The sequence below is a fragment of the Streptomyces sp. SX-6 genome, assembly GCF_059089585.1.
This window is the reverse complement of sequence record NZ_JBTHHU010000060.1, coordinates 1-18169: the sequence shown is the minus strand read 5'-3', so window position 1 is coordinate 18169 and position 18169 is coordinate 1. Positions and strand designations below refer to the sequence as shown.

General features: G+C 71.1%; 16 protein-coding genes. 8 read left to right on the top strand and 8 right to left on the bottom strand.

The features are described 5' to 3' along the window. The first annotated feature begins 370 nt into the window (after positions 1–370). On the top strand, positions 371–1864 hold the full coding sequence (locus tag ACV530_RS36060; protein WP_494336953.1) for a CoA-acylating methylmalonate-semialdehyde dehydrogenase: 1494 nt from the start codon (positions 371–373) through the stop codon (positions 1862–1864). 49 nt (positions 1865–1913) lie between these two features. Beyond that, the gene (locus ACV530_RS36055; protein ID WP_494336952.1) at positions 1914–4004 is read left to right on the top strand and encodes an FUSC family protein; all 2091 of its coding nucleotides are present in this window, start codon (positions 1914–1916) and stop codon (positions 4002–4004) included. Between the two features lie 54 nt (positions 4005–4058). Here ACV530_RS36055 and ACV530_RS36050 read toward each other — a convergent pair whose 3' ends face one another. Beyond that, positions 4059–4694 (bottom strand): TetR/AcrR family transcriptional regulator, encoded by a 636-nt coding sequence (locus tag ACV530_RS36050; RefSeq protein ID WP_494336951.1) that lies wholly within the window; start codon positions 4692–4694, stop codon positions 4059–4061. Between the two features lie 94 nt (positions 4695–4788). On the opposite strand from ACV530_RS36050, the gene ACV530_RS36045 reads away from it, so the two are divergent. Next, positions 4789–5295: a PH domain-containing protein gene (locus tag ACV530_RS36045; RefSeq protein ID WP_494336950.1), complete on the top strand. Its 507-nt coding sequence runs from the start codon at positions 4789–4791 to the stop codon at positions 5293–5295. Further along, on the top strand, positions 5292–6812 hold the full coding sequence (locus tag ACV530_RS36040; protein ID WP_494336949.1) for a PH domain-containing protein: 1521 nt from the start codon (positions 5292–5294) through the stop codon (positions 6810–6812). The genes ACV530_RS36045 and ACV530_RS36040 overlap by 4 nt, the downstream gene beginning before the upstream one ends. On the opposite strand, the gene ACV530_RS36035 is transcribed toward ACV530_RS36040, so the two are convergent. After that, complete coding sequence (locus ACV530_RS36035) at positions 6781–7245, bottom strand: nuclear transport factor 2 family protein (protein ID WP_494336948.1); 465 nt, start codon at positions 7243–7245, stop codon at positions 6781–6783. The genes ACV530_RS36040 and ACV530_RS36035 overlap by 32 nt on opposite strands. A 156-nt stretch (positions 7246–7401) precedes the next feature. On the opposite strand from ACV530_RS36035, the gene ACV530_RS36030 reads away from it, so the two are divergent. Both ACV530_RS36030 and ACV530_RS36025 read left to right on the top strand, forming a co-directional pair. Further along, positions 7402–8997 (top strand): sigma-70 family RNA polymerase sigma factor, encoded by a 1596-nt coding sequence (locus tag ACV530_RS36030; protein WP_494336955.1) that lies wholly within the window; start codon positions 7402–7404, stop codon positions 8995–8997. Positions 8998–9080: 83 nt separating this feature from the next. After that, positions 9081–9833, top strand: coding sequence for an SCO4651 family lipoprotein (locus ACV530_RS36025; RefSeq protein ID WP_494336947.1), 753 nt, complete (start codon positions 9081–9083; stop codon positions 9831–9833). Between the two features lie 831 nt (positions 9834–10664). Here the strand turns inward: ACV530_RS36025 and ACV530_RS36020 are convergent. The 3 genes from ACV530_RS36020 to ACV530_RS36010 all read right to left on the bottom strand — a co-directional run bounded on the left by ACV530_RS36020 (position 10665) and on the right by ACV530_RS36010 (position 13085). Continuing rightward, a complete protein-coding gene (locus ACV530_RS36020; protein ID WP_494336946.1) occupies positions 10665–10886 on the bottom strand; it encodes a hypothetical protein in 222 nt (73 codons plus the stop codon). Between the two features lie 134 nt (positions 10887–11020). Further along, complete coding sequence (locus tag ACV530_RS36015) at positions 11021–12061, bottom strand: DNA-directed RNA polymerase subunit alpha (protein WP_494336945.1); 1041 nt, start codon at positions 12059–12061, stop codon at positions 11021–11023. 256 nt (positions 12062–12317) lie between these two features. After that, positions 12318–13085 carry a DJ-1/PfpI family protein gene (locus ACV530_RS36010; RefSeq protein ID WP_494336944.1) on the bottom strand — a complete coding sequence of 256 codons (768 nt, stop codon included), beginning with the start codon at positions 13083–13085 and terminating at the stop codon, positions 12318–12320. Between the two features lie 104 nt (positions 13086–13189). On the opposite strand from ACV530_RS36010, the gene ACV530_RS36005 reads away from it, so the two are divergent. Further along, positions 13190–13375: a hypothetical protein gene (locus tag ACV530_RS36005; RefSeq protein WP_494336943.1), complete on the top strand. Its 186-nt coding sequence runs from the start codon at positions 13190–13192 to the stop codon at positions 13373–13375. Between the two features lie 218 nt (positions 13376–13593). Here the strand turns inward: ACV530_RS36005 and ACV530_RS36000 are convergent, their stop codons facing one another. From ACV530_RS36000 to ACV530_RS35990, 3 genes are read right to left on the bottom strand one after another with little or no spacing between them, the layout of a single operon-like run. Next, complete coding sequence (locus tag ACV530_RS36000) at positions 13594–14346, bottom strand: succinate dehydrogenase/fumarate reductase iron-sulfur subunit (RefSeq protein WP_494336942.1); 753 nt, start codon at positions 14344–14346, stop codon at positions 13594–13596. Then, positions 14343–16289: a fumarate reductase/succinate dehydrogenase flavoprotein subunit gene (locus ACV530_RS35995; protein ID WP_494336941.1), complete on the bottom strand. Its 1947-nt coding sequence runs from the start codon at positions 16287–16289 to the stop codon at positions 14343–14345. The genes ACV530_RS36000 and ACV530_RS35995 overlap by 4 nt, the downstream gene beginning before the upstream one ends. 4 nt (positions 16290–16293) lie before the next feature. Further along, entirely contained in the window at positions 16294–17013 is a 720-nt protein-coding gene (locus ACV530_RS35990) for a succinate dehydrogenase cytochrome b subunit (protein WP_494336940.1), read from the bottom strand. Positions 17014–17109: 96 nt separating this feature from the next. Here ACV530_RS35990 and ACV530_RS35985 point away from each other — a divergent pair, with 96 nt between their 5' ends. Further along, entirely contained in the window at positions 17110–18000 is an 891-nt protein-coding gene (locus ACV530_RS35985; RefSeq protein WP_494336954.1) for a LysR family transcriptional regulator, read from the top strand. Positions 18001–18169 lie beyond the last annotated feature (169 nt).

Here is an 18169-nt window from a genome sequence, read left to right as displayed (position 1 = left end):
CCTGCCCCGCCCTTTCACTGTTTCCTCTGGGGGCAAGCCCCCGGGCCCCTGAAACCGCGCTCCGCGCGGTTGTCCTCAATCGCCGGACGGGCTACAAGTCAGCCCGTCCGGCGATTGAGGACGAGCGGCGAAGCCGCGTTGCGGGGGTCAGGGGGGCGAAGCCCCCGGATACCGCGCGGAGCGCGGTTCGGGGCCCGGGGCTTGCCCCGGAGGAAACGGTGAAAGGGCGGGGCAGGGGCAACATCCCCCACCCCACACCCCCACACGTGTCCACCCGACCCCCGAAACAGCCGACACACTGCCGGGCGCGCCCGCGCCACCGGCATGGTGGGATGTGCCCGTCGCCACCACCCCAGAGAGGCCGCAGACGATGAAGACCGTCAACCACTGGATCGGCGGCAAGGCCGTCGACGGCACCTCCGGCACCTACGGGCCGGTCACCGATCCCGCGACCGGCGAGGTCACGACGCAGGTCGCGTTCGCCTCGACCGCCGAGGTGGATGCCGCCGTGGCCGCGGCGAAGGCCGCGTTCGCGAGCTGGGGCACCTCCTCGCTCGCGACCCGCACCAAAGTCCTCTTCGCGTACCGCGCGCTGCTCGACGCGCACCGCGAGGAGATCGCCCGCCTGATCACCGCCGAGCACGGCAAGGTGCACGCCGACGCCCTCGGCGAGGTCGCCCGTGGCCTGGAGATCGTCGAACTCGCCTGCGGCATCACCACCCAGCTCAAGGGCGAGCTGTCCACGCAGGTCTCCCACCGGGTGGACGTCGCCGCGATCCGGCAGCCGCTCGGCGTGGTCGCGGGCATCACGCCCTTCAACTTCCCGGCCATGGTGCCGATGTGGATGTTCCCGCTCGCCATCGCCTGCGGCAACACATTTGTGCTCAAGCCGAGCGAGAAGGACCCCTCGCCCGCGATCCGCCTCGCCGAGCTGGCCGCCGAGGCCGGTCTGCCGGACGGCGTCCTCAACGTCGTCAACGGCGACCGCGTCGCCGTCGACCGCCTCCTCGTGCACCCGGACGTCGCGGCCGTCTCCTTCGTCGGCTCGACCCCGATCGCCCGTCACATCCACAGCACCGCCTCCGCCCACGGCAAGCGCGTCCAGGCGCTCGGCGGCGCGAAGAACCACATGCTCGTGCTGCCCGACGCCGATCTCGACGCCGCCGCGGACGCCGCCGTCTCGGCGGCCTACGGCTCGGCGGGCGAGCGCTGCATGGCGATCTCCGCGGTCGTCGCCGTCGGCGACACCGGCGACGCGCTGGTGGCGAAGATCCGCGACCGGGCCGAGAAGATCAAGATCGGCCCGGGTGACGACCCCGCGTCCGAGATGGGCCCGCTGATCACGCGGGAGCATCGCGACAAGGTCGCCTCCTATGTGCACGGCGCCGCGGCCCAGGGCGCGGACGTCGTGCTCGACGGCACCGACTTCACGGTCGAGGGGTACGAGGACGGCCATTGGATGGGGCTCTCGTTGCTCGACAAGGTCACCCCGGGGATGGACGCGTACCGGGACGAGATCTTCGGGCCGGTGCTGTGCGTGGTCCGCGCGGAGACGTACGAGGAGGGCGTGGCCCTGATCAACGCCTCGCCCTGGGGCAACGGCACCGCCGTCTTCACCCGCGACGGGGGCGCGGCCCGGCGCTTCCAACTCGAGGTGCAGGCGGGCATGGTGGGCGTCAACGTCCCGATCCCGGTGCCCGTCGGCTACCACTCCTTCGGTGGCTGGAAGGACTCCCTCTTCGGCGACCACCACATCTACGGCAACGACGGCGTCCACTTCTACACCCGCGGCAAGGTCGTCACCACCCGCTGGCCCGACCCGTCCGACGGAGGCGTGGACCTGGGCTTCCCCAGCCACAGCTAGCGAACGCCGACGATCGGAGCCCCGCACTCCGGGAACGTAAGCTCAGGCCATGACCTGGTCAAGCGCCTTGAAGGACACGGTGCGCGCCGGGCTGACCATCGAACGCGGCACATTCGAGCCACTGGTCGCCCTGCGCAGCACCTGCGGTGTCGCTCTCGTCATCGGCCTCCTCACGGCGTTCGAGAGCCCGGGGCTCGCGGTCTCGTCCGCGTTCGGCGCGTTCGCCGCCGGGCTCGCCGCCCTCCAGCGCAGCTGGCGCCCGCGCCCCGTACTGGCACTGGGGGTGGCCGCCGGACTGGGTGTCAGCACCTTCCTCGGCTACCTCGCGGCCTTCAGCCATGTGCTGTTCGTACTGCTGCTGGCGGTGTGGACGCTGCTGGCCGGCATGGCGTGGGCGATCGGCCCGGTCTCGGGCCTGGTCGCCACGCAGACCATCGCGGTCATGCTCGTCACCGTCACCCTGCCGACCTCCGTCGCGGGCGCGGCCCAGCACGCCGCGCTGATCATCGTCGGCGGTGTGGTCCAGGCGCTGCTCGTCGTCCTCTTCCCCGTCAGACCGTGGGGCCTGCAACGCGACGCGCTCGCGGACGCGTTGGCCGCCGAGGCCGACTACGCGCGTCGGCTGCGCCACGACCCGACGGCCTCCTTCGACCCGCACCCGCTGATGGAGGCCCGCGCCGCCGCCGAGCTCACCCCGCGTCAGGCCCGCAGCCGCCCGCGGCAGCTGGCCGGCCCGCGCGGCGTCGCCGAGCGGCTGCGCCCCGTCCTGGCCGCGCTCGCCGACCCGGTCGTCGGCGCGCCCGCCGAGGGCCCCGAGCGGGACCGGGTACGGGACCTGCTCGGCGCCACCGCCGTCGTACTGGACGCCGTCGCCCGCGCGATCCGCTGGGGCAAGCCGGTACGGCTGCCGGCCGAGGCGCTGGCCGTGCTCCAGGTCCCCGAGTCCGGGCCGATGCTCCACGGCGCGGCCCGCCGCTCCGCGTACCGGCTGATCGCGCTCCTCGGCGACGTGGTGGAGCAGAGCGACAATCCGTCGCGCCCCGTCCGCCGCGACGTCGGGTACCGGCATCTGCTGCGGCCCACCGTGCCCCGCCTCGTCCCCGTCGCCCTGCGGGCGCTGCGCCGCGAGGCACGCTGGTCGTCGCCGATCGGCCGGCACGCGGTACGGGTCTCGGCGGTCACCTCGATCGGCTACGTCCTCGGCACCGTGCTGCCGCTCGGCCACGGCTACTGGGTGCCGATGGCCTCCGTGATGGTGCTGCGGCCCGACTTCGGCCAGACGTACTCGCGCGGCGTCGCCCGCTTCACCGGCACGGTGGTCGGCGTGCTCATCGGCGCCGTGCTGTCGGCGCTGGTCCACCCCGACGTGTATGTGTGCGCGGCCCTCGCCGTGGCCTGCGTCGGACTGATGTACCTGCTGCTGGGCGCCGGTTACATGGTGGTGTCGGCGTGTATCGGCGCGTACGTCGTCTTCCTGCTCGGCATGGTGGGCGAGGGCTGGTCGCAGACCGTGCAGGCCCGCGTGGCGCTGACCCTGCTGGGCGGGCTGCTCGCCATGGCCGCGTACGTGCTCTTCCCGCTCTGGGAAACGGCCAAGCTGCGCGACCGGCTGGCCGACTGGCTGGCCGCCAACGGCCAGTACACGCTCGCCATCCTCGACGTCTACGCCCGGCCCGGCGACCGCAGGACGCGCCGCGTGCGCGATGCGCTGCTCGACGCGCGGGCGACGCGGTTCGAGTGGGAGGAGGCCGCCGAGCGTGCCCTCAAGGAACCCGTACGCCACCGGGGCATCTCCCGCACCGCGGAGCGCTCGGCGGAGGCCGCGCTCACCACGATGGGCCGGGTGGCCCTGCTCATGGAGGGCCACCTCCCGGACCAGCAGGCCGAACCGTCGCGGGGGGCCGAGCAGTTCGCGGAGGCCCTGCGTGCCGCGCTGCCGGGCGCGGTGACCGCGGTACGGGAACGCGGGGCCCTGGACTGGTCCGGCCCCCGCGAGGCGGTCGCGGTCTGGTCCGCGAAGGAGGGGGACACGGGGGTGGGGGTGCGTGGTGCGGAACTCCTGGTCGAGGCCCTGGACGAACTGGCCGCGGCCCTCTCCCCGGGCCCGGGCGGCCGCAACCGCGCGGCACGGAGGCCGTAGTCCGGGCCCGGGGGCAACCCCCGGGCCCCGAAACCGCGCTTCGCGCGGTTGTCCTCAATCTCCCCCAGAGGGGGTACCCCCGGACGGGCTGGGTGGCGCGAACAGCCGGTCAAGGTGCGTCTCCACCAACTTCATCGCCTCCTCACCCCCCAGCGTGTCCAGCAGCACCGCACTCGCCAGCCCATCCGCCAGCGCGATCAACACGATCGCCTCCACATCGGGGTCGACCCCGCCCCTGATCTCCCCCCGCTCCACTCCAGCCCGCACCTGCCCCGCCACAACCTCCCGCAACGCCCGCGCCCCGCGCTCCGCATGCGGGCGCACCCGCTCGTCGTGCAGCGCCCGCACGAAGTAGCCGAGCTGCACCCGCATCCCGACCCGCTGCTCCGGTTCCAGCGGAATCAGCTCCGCGGCGATCTCGTACAGCACCGCCCGCGGGGTCGGCTCCGCGTGCCGCTCCATGACCCGCCCCCGGATCCGTTCCCCCGACATCTCGCTGAAGTACTCGAGCGCGAAGGCCAGCATCTCCTCCTTGCTGGAGAAGTAGTGCTGCAACTGCCCCAGCGAGATGCCCGCTTCGGCCGCGACGTCGCGCAGGGTCGCGCTCTCCAGCCCACGCGTGCTGGCGAGCCGCCACAACGCTCCGGCGATCCGGCGGCGGCGTTCTTCATGGTTGACGCGCTTCGGCACGGTGGCGCAGCCTCTCCCTTTTCCAAGTCAACGGTATTGCTATACCTTACCCACAGCAATACATCTGACTTGGAAAACTCCCGGGGGGCACACCATGACGCTCCAGCTCCGTCCACCACGCAACCGGGTCGACCCCCGCGCGCGCCGCTGGTGGACCGTACAGGCACTCCTCGCACTCAGCGGCCCGCTCCTCCTCCTGGCAGCCGCACTGCTCATCCTCTCCGCCCTCTTCTTCCCCGGCGCCCTGCCCTGGCTCGCCCCGCTGACGATCGTCGTCCTGGTGCTGCCCGCACTGCTCTACCTGCTGGTCATGCCCTCCCTGCGGTGCCGCGTCCACGCCTGGGAGGTGGGGGAGTCCGCCGTCTACACCGCGAGCGGCTGGCTCTGGCAGCAGCGCCGCATCGCCCCGCTCTCCCGCGTCCAGACCGTCGACACGGTGCGCGGCCCGCTCCAGCGGCGGTACGGACTCTCCACGGTCACCGTCACCACGGCCTCCACCGCCGGTGCCGTGAAGATCGCGGGCCTGGCGGACGCCGACGCCCGCCGCATGGCGGAGCGCATCGGCGAGGCGGCCCGGCTCGTCCGCGAGGACGCGGCATGAGCGCGCACCGCGCCGAGTGGCGCACCCTCAACCCCCGTACGCTGCTGGTCCATTGCTCCTGGATGGCCGCACCCCTCGGCTCGCTCGCCCTCACCGTGCTGGCCACCGGCGGCCGCCTGGACTCGCGCGCCTGGATCACCCTGGCCTTGATCACCGCCGCCTTCACGGTCATCACCCTGACCGGCGCGGCCACTTGGCGCCGCACCCGCTTCCGCGTCACCGCGGACGCGCTGGAGGTGCGTACGGGCCTGCTCACCCGGCACGTCCGCGCCATACCCCTGCACCGCATCCGCACCGTCGACCTGACCGCCAACCCCGTGCAGCGCGTACTGGGCCTCGTTGTCCTGCGCGCCGGCACGGCAGGTCACGGCAAGGGGCTCACCCTCGAGACCCTCTCCCGCGCCGACGCCGAACGCCTCCAGGGCGAACTCCTCGCCCGCGCAGGGGGAGTGGACATCCAGGACGACCCCGTCCTCTCCACCGGCCATCCGAGCTGGCTGCGTTACGCACCGCTCACCTTCTGGATCTTCGGCGGCGTCCTCGCCGTCGCCGGCTCGGCGTGGAAGGTGATCGACCGCATCGGCATCGAGCCCTGGCGCATCGGCTTCGTCCGCCGCTCCTTCGACGAGTTCGGCAACAGCGCGCTGTGGCTGACCATCCCGCTGTCCGTCCTCGCCGTCGCCGTCATCGGCTCGGTCGGCGCCGTCGTCCTCTACGCCGAGAACTGGTGGCGCTACCGCCTGGAATGGAGCGACGCCACCACCCTGCGCGTCCGCCGCGGCATGTTCACCACCCGCTCCGTCTCGATCGAGCGCGCCCGCCTGCGCGGCGTCAAGGTCTGCGAACCGATCCTGCTGCGCACCGGCGGCGGTGCGACCGTCCACGCCATCGCCGGCGGTCTCGGCAACCGCGAGGAGAACCAGAAGCGCAGCATCCTCCTCCCGCCCGCCCCGCGCGCGGAGGCACTGCGCGTACGGGCCGGGGTGCTCGGCGAGCAGGTCGACACCGAGCACTTGCGCCCGCACCCCCGCGTCGCCCTGCGCCGGCGCGTCGTCCGCGTCCTGACCTGGGTCGTCCTGCCGGTGACGGTCACCCTGACCATCCTCGGCGCCCTGCTCACCCCCGTACTGCTCTACTGCGCGCTCGGCTGGCTGCTGTTGGCCGTGCCCGCCGCGTACGTCCTCGCGGGCAGCGCCTACCGTGCCCTCGGGCACGCGGTGCGGGGCCGGTGGCTCGTGATCCGCTCCGGCAGCCTGTGGCGGCAGACGGTGACCCTGGACCGGTCCGCCGTGGTGGCCTGGACGTTCACCGAATCGCCGTTCTCGCGCCGGGCCGGTGTGGTCACCGCGACGGCGGCCGTCGCCGTCGCCCGCGGCGCGGACGGCCACCACATCCGCGACATGGCGGCGGACGAGGCGGCGCGGTTCGCGGACACGGCGACGCCGGGCTGGGTACGGGAGTTCATGGAACCGGTGGAACCGGTGGTCACCGGTGGGACCGGTGCTGCGGGCGCTTAGGCGAGGGCTTCTTGACCACATGGTGGGTCACCGTCCTGTGCGGCGGCCTCCGCTTGTGCCCCAGCGCCACGCACCACGTCTTCCCTTCGCGGACGAGCGCCACGAATTCGCGCTGGGCGCTCCCTCTGAGGTCCGTGGCCACGACCGTCACGGTGGCGGTGCCGGTACCGGAGGCGGACGGGACATCCACCTCCCTGACCTTCAGCCCCCGGCCGCCCTTGCCGGCGATGAGCTTCCGCGCATCCTCCGCCACCCCTGAGCGCTTGGGCGGCGCCAGCTTCTCCAGGCCCCTCACATCGCGGGCATTGAGCGCCGCCACATAGGCGGTCGCCGTCTCCCGCTCCGACCGCGGCTTGCGGCCGTGGCCACCGCATCCGGCCAGCGTCACCGCCAGCAGTCCCGAAACGGTGACGGCCATGGCGGCCCTTCGCATGCGCTTTCCCCCGATGTATCGTCCTCGGATCCCTGAACACAGGGCCGTCGAAATTATCTTCCAGTTTTTGTTATCCGAGGGTCCGCCCCGCATCTCCATAGGTGTCGGACACGCATGCAGAAAGGCGGACGGGACGTGGAGAGCACGAACGCGGCCATGGTCGAGGCGGCACGGGCCGGGGACACGGCGGCACAGGACGAGCTCGTCGCCGCCTGCCTGCCGCTCGTCTACAACATCGTCGGACGGGCCCTCGGCGGTCACGCGGACGTCGACGACGTCGTCCAGGAGACGATGCTCCGCGTCGTCAACGGGCTCGACGAGCTGCGCGACCCGGAGCGCTTCCGCTCCTGGCTCGTCGCCATCACCATGAACCAGATACGCGACCACTGGCGGACGCAGAACCCGGGCACCAGCGGCCTGCAGGAAGTGGGTGAAGTCGCCGACCCGTCCGCCGACTTCGTCTCCCTCACCATCGTCCGCCTCGGCCTCGAGGGCCAGCGCAAGGAGGTCGTGGAGGCCACCCGCTGGCTCGACGCCGGCGAGCGCGAGGTCCTCTCCCTGTGGTGGCTCGAGGCCGCCGGCGAACTGACCCGCACCGAGGTGGCCGCCGCGCTGGAACTGTCCCCGCAGCACGCGGCGGTACGCGTCCAGCGCACCAAGGCCCTCCTCGACACCGCCCGCGGGGTCGTCCGCGCCCTCGCCGCGCACCCGCGCTGCGGCGAGCTCACCGTTCTGCTCGCCCCCTGGGACGGCATCCCCTCCGCCCTGTGGCGCAAGCGCATCGCGCGCCACGCGCGCGGCTGCGCGCAGTGCGGGGGCGCGTGGTCGGCGCTGGTCCCGGCCGAGGGGCTGCTCGTCGGCTTCGGCCTGGTGCCGGTGACGGGCGCGCTGCTGGACTGGTGGCGCGGCTCGACGGTCCTGAACACGGAGCCGGTGGCGGCCTCGACCCCGGCTGCCTCCGCCCCGGCTCCGGCGCGTACGCACCGCGCGGGCCACCGCCGCCGCCCCCGCACCGCGGGCCGGACGGTCGCCGTCGGCGCGGCGGCGCTCGCCCTCACGGCGGGCGGCATAGTGGGCGGTACGTACCTCTTCACCGACACCCCGGACGACGCCGCCCACATCCAGGCCGACTCCGCACCGAGCCAGGTGCGCGCCCTCGGCGCCGACGCCCCGTCGCCGCTGTCCCCGAGCCCGTCCGCCTCCGCCTCCGCCACACACCGCGGCACGCCCACGCCGACCCCGACCCGTTCCACGTCCTCGCCGACCCCCGAGCCCAGCGCGACGACCGCCGCCCCGCCGAAGTCCAAGCCCACCCCCACGGCGGACCGTCCCGTCCCGAAGCCCCCGGCCCCGACCGTCGAGGACGCGAGCGGCTCGGTCGCCTCGCAGGTCATCGCCCTGGTCAACGCCGAGCGCGCGAAGGCCGGTTGCTCGCCGGTCCGTTCCAACCCCCAGCTGGCCTCCGCCGCCCAGCGCCACTCCGACGACATGGCCGCCCGCAACTTCTTCGACCACACCAACCCCGACGGCCAGGGCCCGGGCGAGCGCATCACCGCCGCCGGGTACCAGTGGAGCACCTACGGCGAGAACATCGCCTACGGCCAGCAGGACGCCGCCGCGGTCATGGACGCGTGGATGCACAGCTCCGGCCACCGGGCGAACATCCTCAACTGCGGCTTCAAGGAGCTCGGCGTCGGCATCAACCACGCGCCGGGCGGCCCGCGTTGGACGCAGGACTTCGGGGCGCGCTGAGAGCCCAAAGATCTACTTGCAAGGCCCACCTACTTCAGGCGAAGATGACGCGTCCTTGACCTTCTCTTGAAAGAAGCCTGTGCATGCGCACGCGACGCGCCGGTGTCATAGCCGTGGCCACGGCCGCAGCCGCCCTCGTTCTCGGCGGCTGCGGGGGCGGATCGGACGACTCGGCACCGGCGACGTCGTCCGCGAAGAGCCCGTCCGCTTCCGCCTCCGCCGACTCCTTCGACGTCGCGGCGGCAGTCAAGAAGGCCGACCCCGCGCCGTACTCCGCGCAGATGGAGGCCCAGACCTTCGCCGGCTCGCGGTTGCTGCTGACCATGTCGGGCCGCGTCAACCTCAACGCCCCGACGGGCGGCACGATGCGCATGCGCACCTCGCCACTCGTACCGGCCGCCCAGGCCATGGACATGGAGATGGTGCTCACGCCCGAGGCCGGCTACGGCCGGAAGAAGGGCGGCGAGTGGATGAAACTCCCGACCGGCAGTGAGCGGTCCGGTGCTCAGGACTTCACCAAGTACATCCAGATGATGCTGGCCCTGGGCCCCAAGGCCCACAAGGGAGTCGAGCCCCAGAACGGTGAAGCCGCCTACCGCCTCTCCGGCACCCTCACCCAGGACCAGATCCGCAAGGCAGACCCGTCCATGTACGACAAGTTGCGGGCCCGGGGCATGACCCAGCTCGACTGCGACCTGTGGATCAACAAGGCCGGCCGTGTGGTCCGCCTCGAGCAGTGGATGGTCATGCGGGGCTCGGGAGGCCACAACATCGTCACGATGAAGGACTTCGGCGCACCGGTGAAGGTGACGCCCCCTGCCGGGGTCGAAGACTAGTAGTGGCTGCCCGTGCAGAGCTGCGCGGGGTCGTTGAGCAGTTGGCAAGCACGGGTGCGCTGAACTTGTTCAACTTGGCGTCCTGTGCGGTGATTTGATCACCGTTCTGGCCTCCGGAGATCTGGCCCCAGAAGGCCTGACAGGCGTCGCTCTTCATCAGTGACACCGTCCGCCCCGCCCGCACGACGGATTCCACCGTCTGCGCGTCGGCGGTTCATCCCGCCTGCGCGGGGTCCTGTCCGGCACACGACCCCGGCTGGCAGGACGCGGCCGGGCGCGCTGGTGCGGCATGGGCAAGGGTTGTGGCTGCGGCCTGCGCCGTTTCGAGAGTTACGGAGCACTGTGGCGGGAGGCATCCGCTCGGCGCGGCCCGGCTTCCACCGTCACCGCCACCGGCGTGGTCACCTTCGTCCGCCTCACGGGTCCCGTGCGCCACAGCCCGGATGGTGAACGGCGAACCGGGTACCGCTTTCCCCACGACTGAGGGCGGTTTTCGTGAGGAAACCGGTACCCGACTCGCCAGCCACCCTCCGCGGCGGGAGCGGGAGTGATACCTGGGGCTGCTGATGCGCGGCCGGGCGGATCGCCCACGGCCCCCGCCCAGCTCGCGCCCTTCGCTTGTGCACAACGACGAAACGGGGGTGAGCGGCAAAGCCCCCGCCATGTAAACCGCTCACCGTGGCCGTATGAGCCGTGCAGCGGCGAAGCGGGGACCAGACCATCGGAGACGGGACACCGGAGGCCCGGTGCTGCCTGGGCTCGGGCATCCCGTCTCACTGATGGTTGCGCGGCCGCATCGAATTTTGATCGGTGGCAGGTCAGCTCACGAGGTCATAGCTTGTGCAGTCCCGTGTACGGGCTGACGATTCGGACTTCGTGCGAGCCGAAGTTGACGAGCATCGCAGTCTCGCCCTCGACACCGATGACCTTGCCCAGGCCGTACCGGTCGTGTGAGACCCGGTCTCCTAGAGCGAAGTGTTTGGCCAGCGGAGCAGCCGGGGCCTTGAAGGGACTCGTGGACAGGTGGCGCTGGGGCGCGGGTCGTTTCGTCATATGGGGCCAGTATGCGCCGTCGAGGTTGCTGAACGGTCAGGGGCGAGGTTTCTGAACGGTCACGCCGGGATCCGCCAACGTCGACTCGCCCCCGGCTCGTGCCCCGCCGGCGCCGAACCTCGTGGACCACCCTCTCAGTACTGCTCGGTCTCGACGAACCCGGCGTCCGCGGCGTCCGCGGCGTCCGCGGCGTCGCCGGCGCCATAGGCGTCGGCGGCAGCAATGGGGTCGAATCCAGGCGGGCTGTCCTTGAAAGTCAGGCCCATGCCGGCCAGCTTCGCCTTGACCTCGTCGATCGACTTCGTACCGAAGTTGCGGATGTCGAGCAGATCCGCCTCCGAACGGGCCACGAGCTCACCCACCGAGTGGACGCCCTCACGCTTCAGGCAGTTGTACGAGCGGACGGTGAGCTCGAGATCCTCGATCGGTAGCGCGAGGTCGGAGGCGAGGGCGGCATCCGTGGGGGACGAGCCGATGTCGATGCCTTCGGCGTCGATGTTGAGTTCGCGGGCGAGCCCGAAGAGCTCGACCAGGGTCTTGCCGGCCGAGGCGATGGCGTCGCGCGGGTGCATGGCCTGCTTGGTCTCGACGTCGACGATCAGCTTGTCGAAGTCGGTGCGCTGCTCGACACGGGTCGCCTCGACCTTGTAGGTGACCTTGAGAACCGGCGAGTAGATGGAGTCGATGGGGACGCGGCCGATCTCCTGGCCCTGCTGTGTGTTCTGGACGGCGGAGACGTAGCCGCGACCGCGTTCGACGGTCAGCTCGATCTCCAGCTTGCCCTTGGTGTTGACGGTGGCCAGGGCCAGGTCGGGGTTGTGGACCTCGACGCCGGCGGGCGGGGCGATGTCGGCGGCGGTGACCAGGCCGGGGCCCTGCTTGCGCAGGTACATCACGACCGGCTCGTCGTGCTCGGAGGAGACGATCAGCTGCTTGATGTTGAGGATGAGGTCGGTGATGTCCTCCTTGACGCCGGGCACGGTGGTGAACTCGTGCAGGACACCGTCGATGCGGATCGACGTGACCGCCGCACCCGGGATCGAGGACAGGAGGGTGCGGCGCAGGGAGTTGCCGAGGGTGTAGCCGAAGCCCGGTTCCAGCGGCTCGATGACGAACCGGGAGCGGTATGCGTCGACGACCTCTTCGGTGAGAGACGGGCGCTGAGCGATCAGCATGAGGTGGTGCCTCCAGTGTTCGACGCCCGCTCTTTTGATGCGGCACCGCAAGGGTATGGGTGGTGCGGCCTCAAAAGAGGCCGCACCACCCGGTTCGGGGTAAGGCATAGATTTCGGCAGGATCGAACGGAGAGCAGGAGTTCCTGGCCGGCGAGCTGCCGGGCGGGCTACCTGCGGTGCAACAAGGCCGTGGTAGTCGGCTTTGTGTTGGGTCGGTAGAGGGCAAGTCGCCCTCCGCGCCCACTGCGCCGGCTCCTCAGACCGCCGCGTCGGCCACGAGCTTGAGGGCCAGTGCCTTCGTGGCCTCGTCGGCCTTCTCGGGGCTGCCGGTGTCGTACGGCGGCTTCGGGTCGTACTCGAGCGCGAGTTGCATGGCCTCGCCGACCTTGTCGTCCGACAGGCGGGCGGCCAGGTGCAGGCCCATGTCGATACCGGCCGAAACCCCGCCCGCCGTAATGACCTTGCCCGATTCGACGAACCGGCCCGGCGTGATGACCGCGCCGAAGTGCTCCGCGAGGTAGGGCCGTGAGGCCCAGTACGTGGTGGCCGGGACGCCGCGCAGGAGGCCGGCGGAGCCGAGGACGAGCGCGCCGGTGCAGACGGACGTGGTCCATGTCGAGTGCTGGTGAATGCGGCGCACCCAGGCCAGTACGGCGGAGTCGTTCATCGTCGCGATCACGCCGCGGTTGCCGCCGCCGGGTATCAGGAGGACGTCCGCGTGCGGCACGTCCGCCATGGCCCGCTCGGCGGTGAGGGCCAACTGCCCGGTGTCCGTACGTACGGGACCGGCCTTGCGGCCGACCGTGACCACGCGCACGCCCGGCACCCGGCACAGCGCCTCGTACGGGCCGACGGCGTCCAGTGCGGTGAAGCCGTCGTAGAGCAGGATGGCCACCCGTACCCGCTCGCGCTGCTGGGCGGAGGCAGAGGCAGCGGCCGGGATGCCGGCCAGCCCCACGCCGAGGGCGCCTGTTGCTGCCGTGCCGAGGACCTTGCGGCGGGTGGGGCCTGAGCTCGAAGTCATCGTCGAAACAACTCCCTTGATGAAAGATCACCTAGGCAGTCGGACCAACGGCCGGACCGGTTCCCGGAGGGGATGCCTCCGGTTGGCCCGGTAACGTACCGGTCGTGAACAGCAGAATCCTTGTGATGGGCATATTGGGAGCTGTCGCCGGACTCGCCGGCGCCACCGTGGCCATCTCCGACGGAGCGGGAATCCTGAGCATCCTGTCGTTTGCCGGTATCGGTATCGCGGGGTTGGTCATGGTGGTGTGCGGCGTTGTCACTTACGGGCAACAGTACCCGGGGAGGTAGCCGTGTTACCTCCTTCATTACTTCCCTTCATCACTCCCCTTCGTACAGCCGCCGTAGGTCCACGAGGATCACCTCTCCCCGTTCCTCCGTCGCCGAACATGTAGGCCGGCTTGGGCAGATGTGAGGGTTTCCGGGGCACGGCGCCACCTTGCGCTTAGGGAAGTACGTTTCCGGGAAGTACGTTTCCCTTAACGCTCGCCCGGCCGGCCCGGTCACGGCTACCGCTTGCGCCCGCCCTTCACCGTCGCCCGCAGGTACTCCCGGTTCATCGTCGTGATCGACGTCAGCGGGATGCCCTTCGGGCAGGCCACCGCGCACTCGCCCGTGTTGGTGCAGCCGCCGAAGCCCTGGTCGTCCATGGCGTCGACCATGCCGAGGACGCGGGACTCGCGCTCAGGGGCGCCCTGCGGCAGGACGTTGAGGTGGACGACCTTCGCCGAAGTGAACAGCATCGCCGAGCCGTTGGGGCAGGCGGCCACGCACGCACCGCAGCCGATGCACTCGGCGTGCTCGAAGGCGAGGTCGGCGGCGGGCTTCGGGACGGGGGTGGCGTGGGCCTCGGGGGCGGAGCCGGTGGGGGCGGTGACGTAGCCGCCGGAGCCGATGATGCGGTCGAAGGCGGAGCGGTCGACGACCAGGTCCTTGACGACGGGGAAGGCCGCGGCGCGCCACGGTTCGACGTCGATCGTGTCGCCGTCGCGGAAGTGGCGCATGTGGAGCTGGCAGGTGGTGGTCCGTTCGGGGCCGTGGGCGCGGCCGTTGATGACCATGCCGCAGGCGCCGCAGATGCCCTCACGGCAGTCGTGGTCGAAGGCGACGGGCTCCTCGCCGGAGAGGATGAGCTCCTCGTTGAGGTGGTCGAGCATCTCGAGGAAGGACATGTCCTCGGAGATCCCGGTGACGTGGTACGTGGTCATGGCGCCCGCTTCGTCGGCGTTGCGCTGGCGCCAGATGCGCAGGGTGAGGTTCACGCGTAGCTCCGCGTCGTGGGGTGGACGTATTCGAAGGTCAGGGATTCCTTGTGGAGGGCGGGGGCGGCGCCCGTGCCCGTGAACTCCCAGGCGGCCGCGTACGTGAACTCCTCGTCCTTGCGCGCGGCTTCGCCCTCCGGTGTCTGGCTCTCCTCGCGGAAGTGGCCGCCGCAGGACTCGGTGCGGTGGAGGGCGTCCAGGCACATGAGTTCGGCGAGCTCGAGGTAGTCGACGATGCGGTTGGCCTTCTCCAGGGACTGGTTGAGCTCCTCGCCCGTACCCGGCACCTTGATGCGGCGCCAGAACTCCTCGCGGAGGGCGGGGATCCGGTCCAGGGCCTTGCGCAGGCCCGCGTCCGTACGGGCCATGCCGCATTCGTCCCAGAGGAGTTCGCCGAGTTCGCGGTGGAAGGAGTCGGGGGTGCGGTCGCCGTCCACGGCCAGGAGGCGGGTGAGGCGGGAGGTGACCTCGTCGACGGTCGAGGTGACCGCCGGGTGGTCGGGCGGGACCTCGTCGTGGGGGTGGCGGGCGAGGTAGTCGTTGATGGTGGAGGGGAGGACGAAGTAGCCGTCGGCCAGGCCCTGCATCAGGGCCGAGGCGCCGAGCCGGTTGGCGCCGTGGTCGGAGAAGTTGGCCTCGCCGATGGCGAAGAGGCCGGGGACGGTGGTCTGGAGGTCGTAGTCCACCCACAGGCCGCCCATCGTGTAGTGGATGGCGGGGTAGATGCGCATGGGTACTTGGTACGGATCCTCCGCCGTGATCCGCTCGTACATCTCGAAGAGGTTGCCGTACTTCTCCTCGACGGCCTTGCGGCCCATCCGCCGGATGGCGTCGGCGAAGTCGAGGTAGACGCCCTGGCCGCCGGGGCCCACGCCGCGTCCCTCGTCGCAGACGTTCTTCGCGGCGCGGGAGGCGATGTCGCGGGGGACGAGGTTGCCGAAGGCGGGGTAGATGCGCTCGAGGTAGTAGTCGCGTTCGGCTTCGGGGATCTGGGACGGCGGGCGGGTGTCCCCCTGGGCCTTCGGCACCCAGATGCGGCCGTCGTTGCGCAGCGACTCGCTCATCAGCGTCAGCTTGGACTGGTGGTCGCCGGAGCGCGGGATGCAGGTGGGGTGGATCTGGGTGAAGCAGGGGTTGGCGAAGTACGCGCCCCGGCGGTGGGCCCGCCAGATCGCCGTCGCGTTGGAGTTCTTGGCGTTGGTGGAGAGGTAGAAGACGTTGCCGTAGCCGCCGCTGGCCAGGACGACGGCGTCCGCGAAGTGGGTGGAGACGTCGCCCGTGATCAGGTCGCGGGCCACGATGCCGCGGGCCCGGCCGTCGACGACGATCAGGTCGAGCATCTCGGTGCGGGGGTGCATCTCCACGTTCCCGGCGGCTGTTTGGCGGGAGAGTGCCTGGTAGGCGCCGAGGAGGAGCTGCTGACCCGTCTGGCCGCGGGCGTAGAACGTACGCGAGACCTGGACGCCGCCGAAGGAGCGGGTGTCGAGCAGGCCGCCGTACTCGCGGGCGAACGGTACGCCCTGGGCCACGCACTGGTCGATGATCTCGACGGACACCTGGGCGAGGCGGTGGACGTTGGACTCGCGGGCGCGGAAGTCGCCGCCCTTGACGGTGTCGTAGAAGAGGCGGTGGATGGAGTCGCCGTCGTTGCGGTAGTTCTTGGCGGCGTTGATGCCGCCCTGCGCGGCGATGGAGTGCGCGCGGCGCGGCGAGTCCTGGTAGCAGAACTGGACGACGTGGTAGCCCTGTTCGGCGAGCGTCGCCCCGGCGGCGCCGCCCGCCAGGCCGGTGCCGACGACGATGACGGTGTGCTTGCGGCGGTTGGCCGGGTTGACGAGCTTCGCCTCGAAGCGGCGCCGGTCCCAGCGTTCGGCGACGGGCCCGTCGGGGGCCTTGGTGTCGGTGACCGGCTCGCCGGTGGTGTAGTGGGTGTAGTCGGTCATGGTGTCAGCTCACGATTCCCGTCATGACGCCGATGGGGATGGAGATGAAGCCGAGGGTCAGTACGGCTGCGAGGGTGTTGGCGATGACCTTGAACAGCCGGTCGCGGCGGGGGGAGTTGGCGCCCAGGGTCTGGGCGGCGCTCCAGAAGCCGTGGCGGATGTGGAGGCCGAGGGCGAGCATCGCGGCGATGTAGAAGACGTCGACGTACCAGCGGTCGAAGGAGGCGACGAGGTTCTCGTACGGGTGGCCCTCCTGGGCGCGGGGGTTCACGGTGAGCGTCGTCAGGTCGAGGATGTGCCAGACGATGAACAGCGCGAGGATCACCCCTCCCCAGCGCATGGTGCGGGTGGCGTAGCTGGCGCGCTGCTTCTTGTGCACGTACTTCGCGGGGCGCGCGGCGATGTCGCGGCGGCTGAGCTGGTACGCGGAGACGCCGTGCAGGACGACAGATGCGGTGAGCCCGGCGCGGGCGGTCCACAGGAACCACTCGCGGTGCAGGAACGGCTCGCCGATGGTGCGGATCCAGTGCGCGTAGTGGTTGAACTCCCCGGCCCCGAAGAACACCTTCAGGTTGCCCAGCAAGTGGGCGACCAGGTACGCCAGCATGATCACGCCGGTGACCGCCATGACCGCCTTCTTGCCGACGGTCGATCGCCACACGGAGCCGAGGAGGGACGGGGGGCGGTCTCGGTCCGTCCGGGTCTTCGTCGTCGCCAGTGCCATGACGCCGACGCTAGGTCGGGAACCTGTGATGCGTCCAAGACATGGTGCGGCTGGTTTCCATAGGCAATGCCTATCTATGGTGGTGGTGTGCAACTTTTGCAGCTTCAGCAGCTGAGGTATTTCGCCGCTCTCGCGGATGTGCGTCACTTCACGCGTGCGGCGGAGGAACTGCATGTCTCCCAGCCGTCGCTCTCGCAGCAGATCCGGGCGCTGGAGCGGGAGTTGGGGGCCGAGCTGTTCCACCGGGCGCGGGGCAACATCACGCTGACCGATGCGGGGGAGGCGCTGCTGCCGCTGGCCCGCCGCATCCTCGCCGACGCGGAGACCGCACGGCGGGAGGTGCAGGAGGTGGCCCAGCTGCGGCGGGGGCGTGTGCGGCTGGGGGCGCCGCCGAGTCTTTGCGCGAGTCTCGTGCCGGATGTGCTGCGTGCGTATCACGCGCGGTATCCGGGGATCGAGTTGTTCGTCGACGAGGGCGGTTCGCAGGATCTTGTGCGGTCGCTTGCCGGGGGCGGGCTCGATCTTGCGCTGATCATCACGCCGTTGGGGGTGGGGGCGCCGGCGCTGACCGCCACGGAGTTGCTGAAGGAGGACCTGGTCGTGGTGACCTCGCCGTCGGTGGCGGCGCCGACGCGGCGGGGGCGGATGCGGGTCGAGGAGTTGCGGGGGGTGCCGATGGTGATGTTCCGGCGGGGGTACGACCTGCGGGAGATGACGATCGCCGCGTGCCGGGCGGAGGGTTTCGAGCCGTCCTACACGGTCGAGGGCGGGGAGATGGACGCGGTTCTCGGGTTTGTGCGGGCGGGGCTGGGGGCGGCTGTGGTGCCGGGGATGGTGGCTGCCCGGTCGGGGCTGCGGGTCACGCCGTTCGAGGGGGTGCGGATGCGGCGGACTATTGCGGTGGCGCATCGGACGGCCCCCCCCCCGCCGCGGGCTGCGCGGGAGTTGAGGGCGGTGCTGGTGGAGCATCTGGCGGCTTCGGGGTAGGGGGTGTGCCCCGGTCCCGCCCTCTCGCCGTCTCCCGGGGCTGCGCCCCCGGACCCCGCTTCGGGGGCTCCGCCCCCGGACCCCCTTGTCGCGGCTTCGCCGCTCGGCCTCAAGCGCCGGCCGGGCTACAAGTCAGCCCGTCCGGCGTTTGAGGACCAACGCGGCGGAG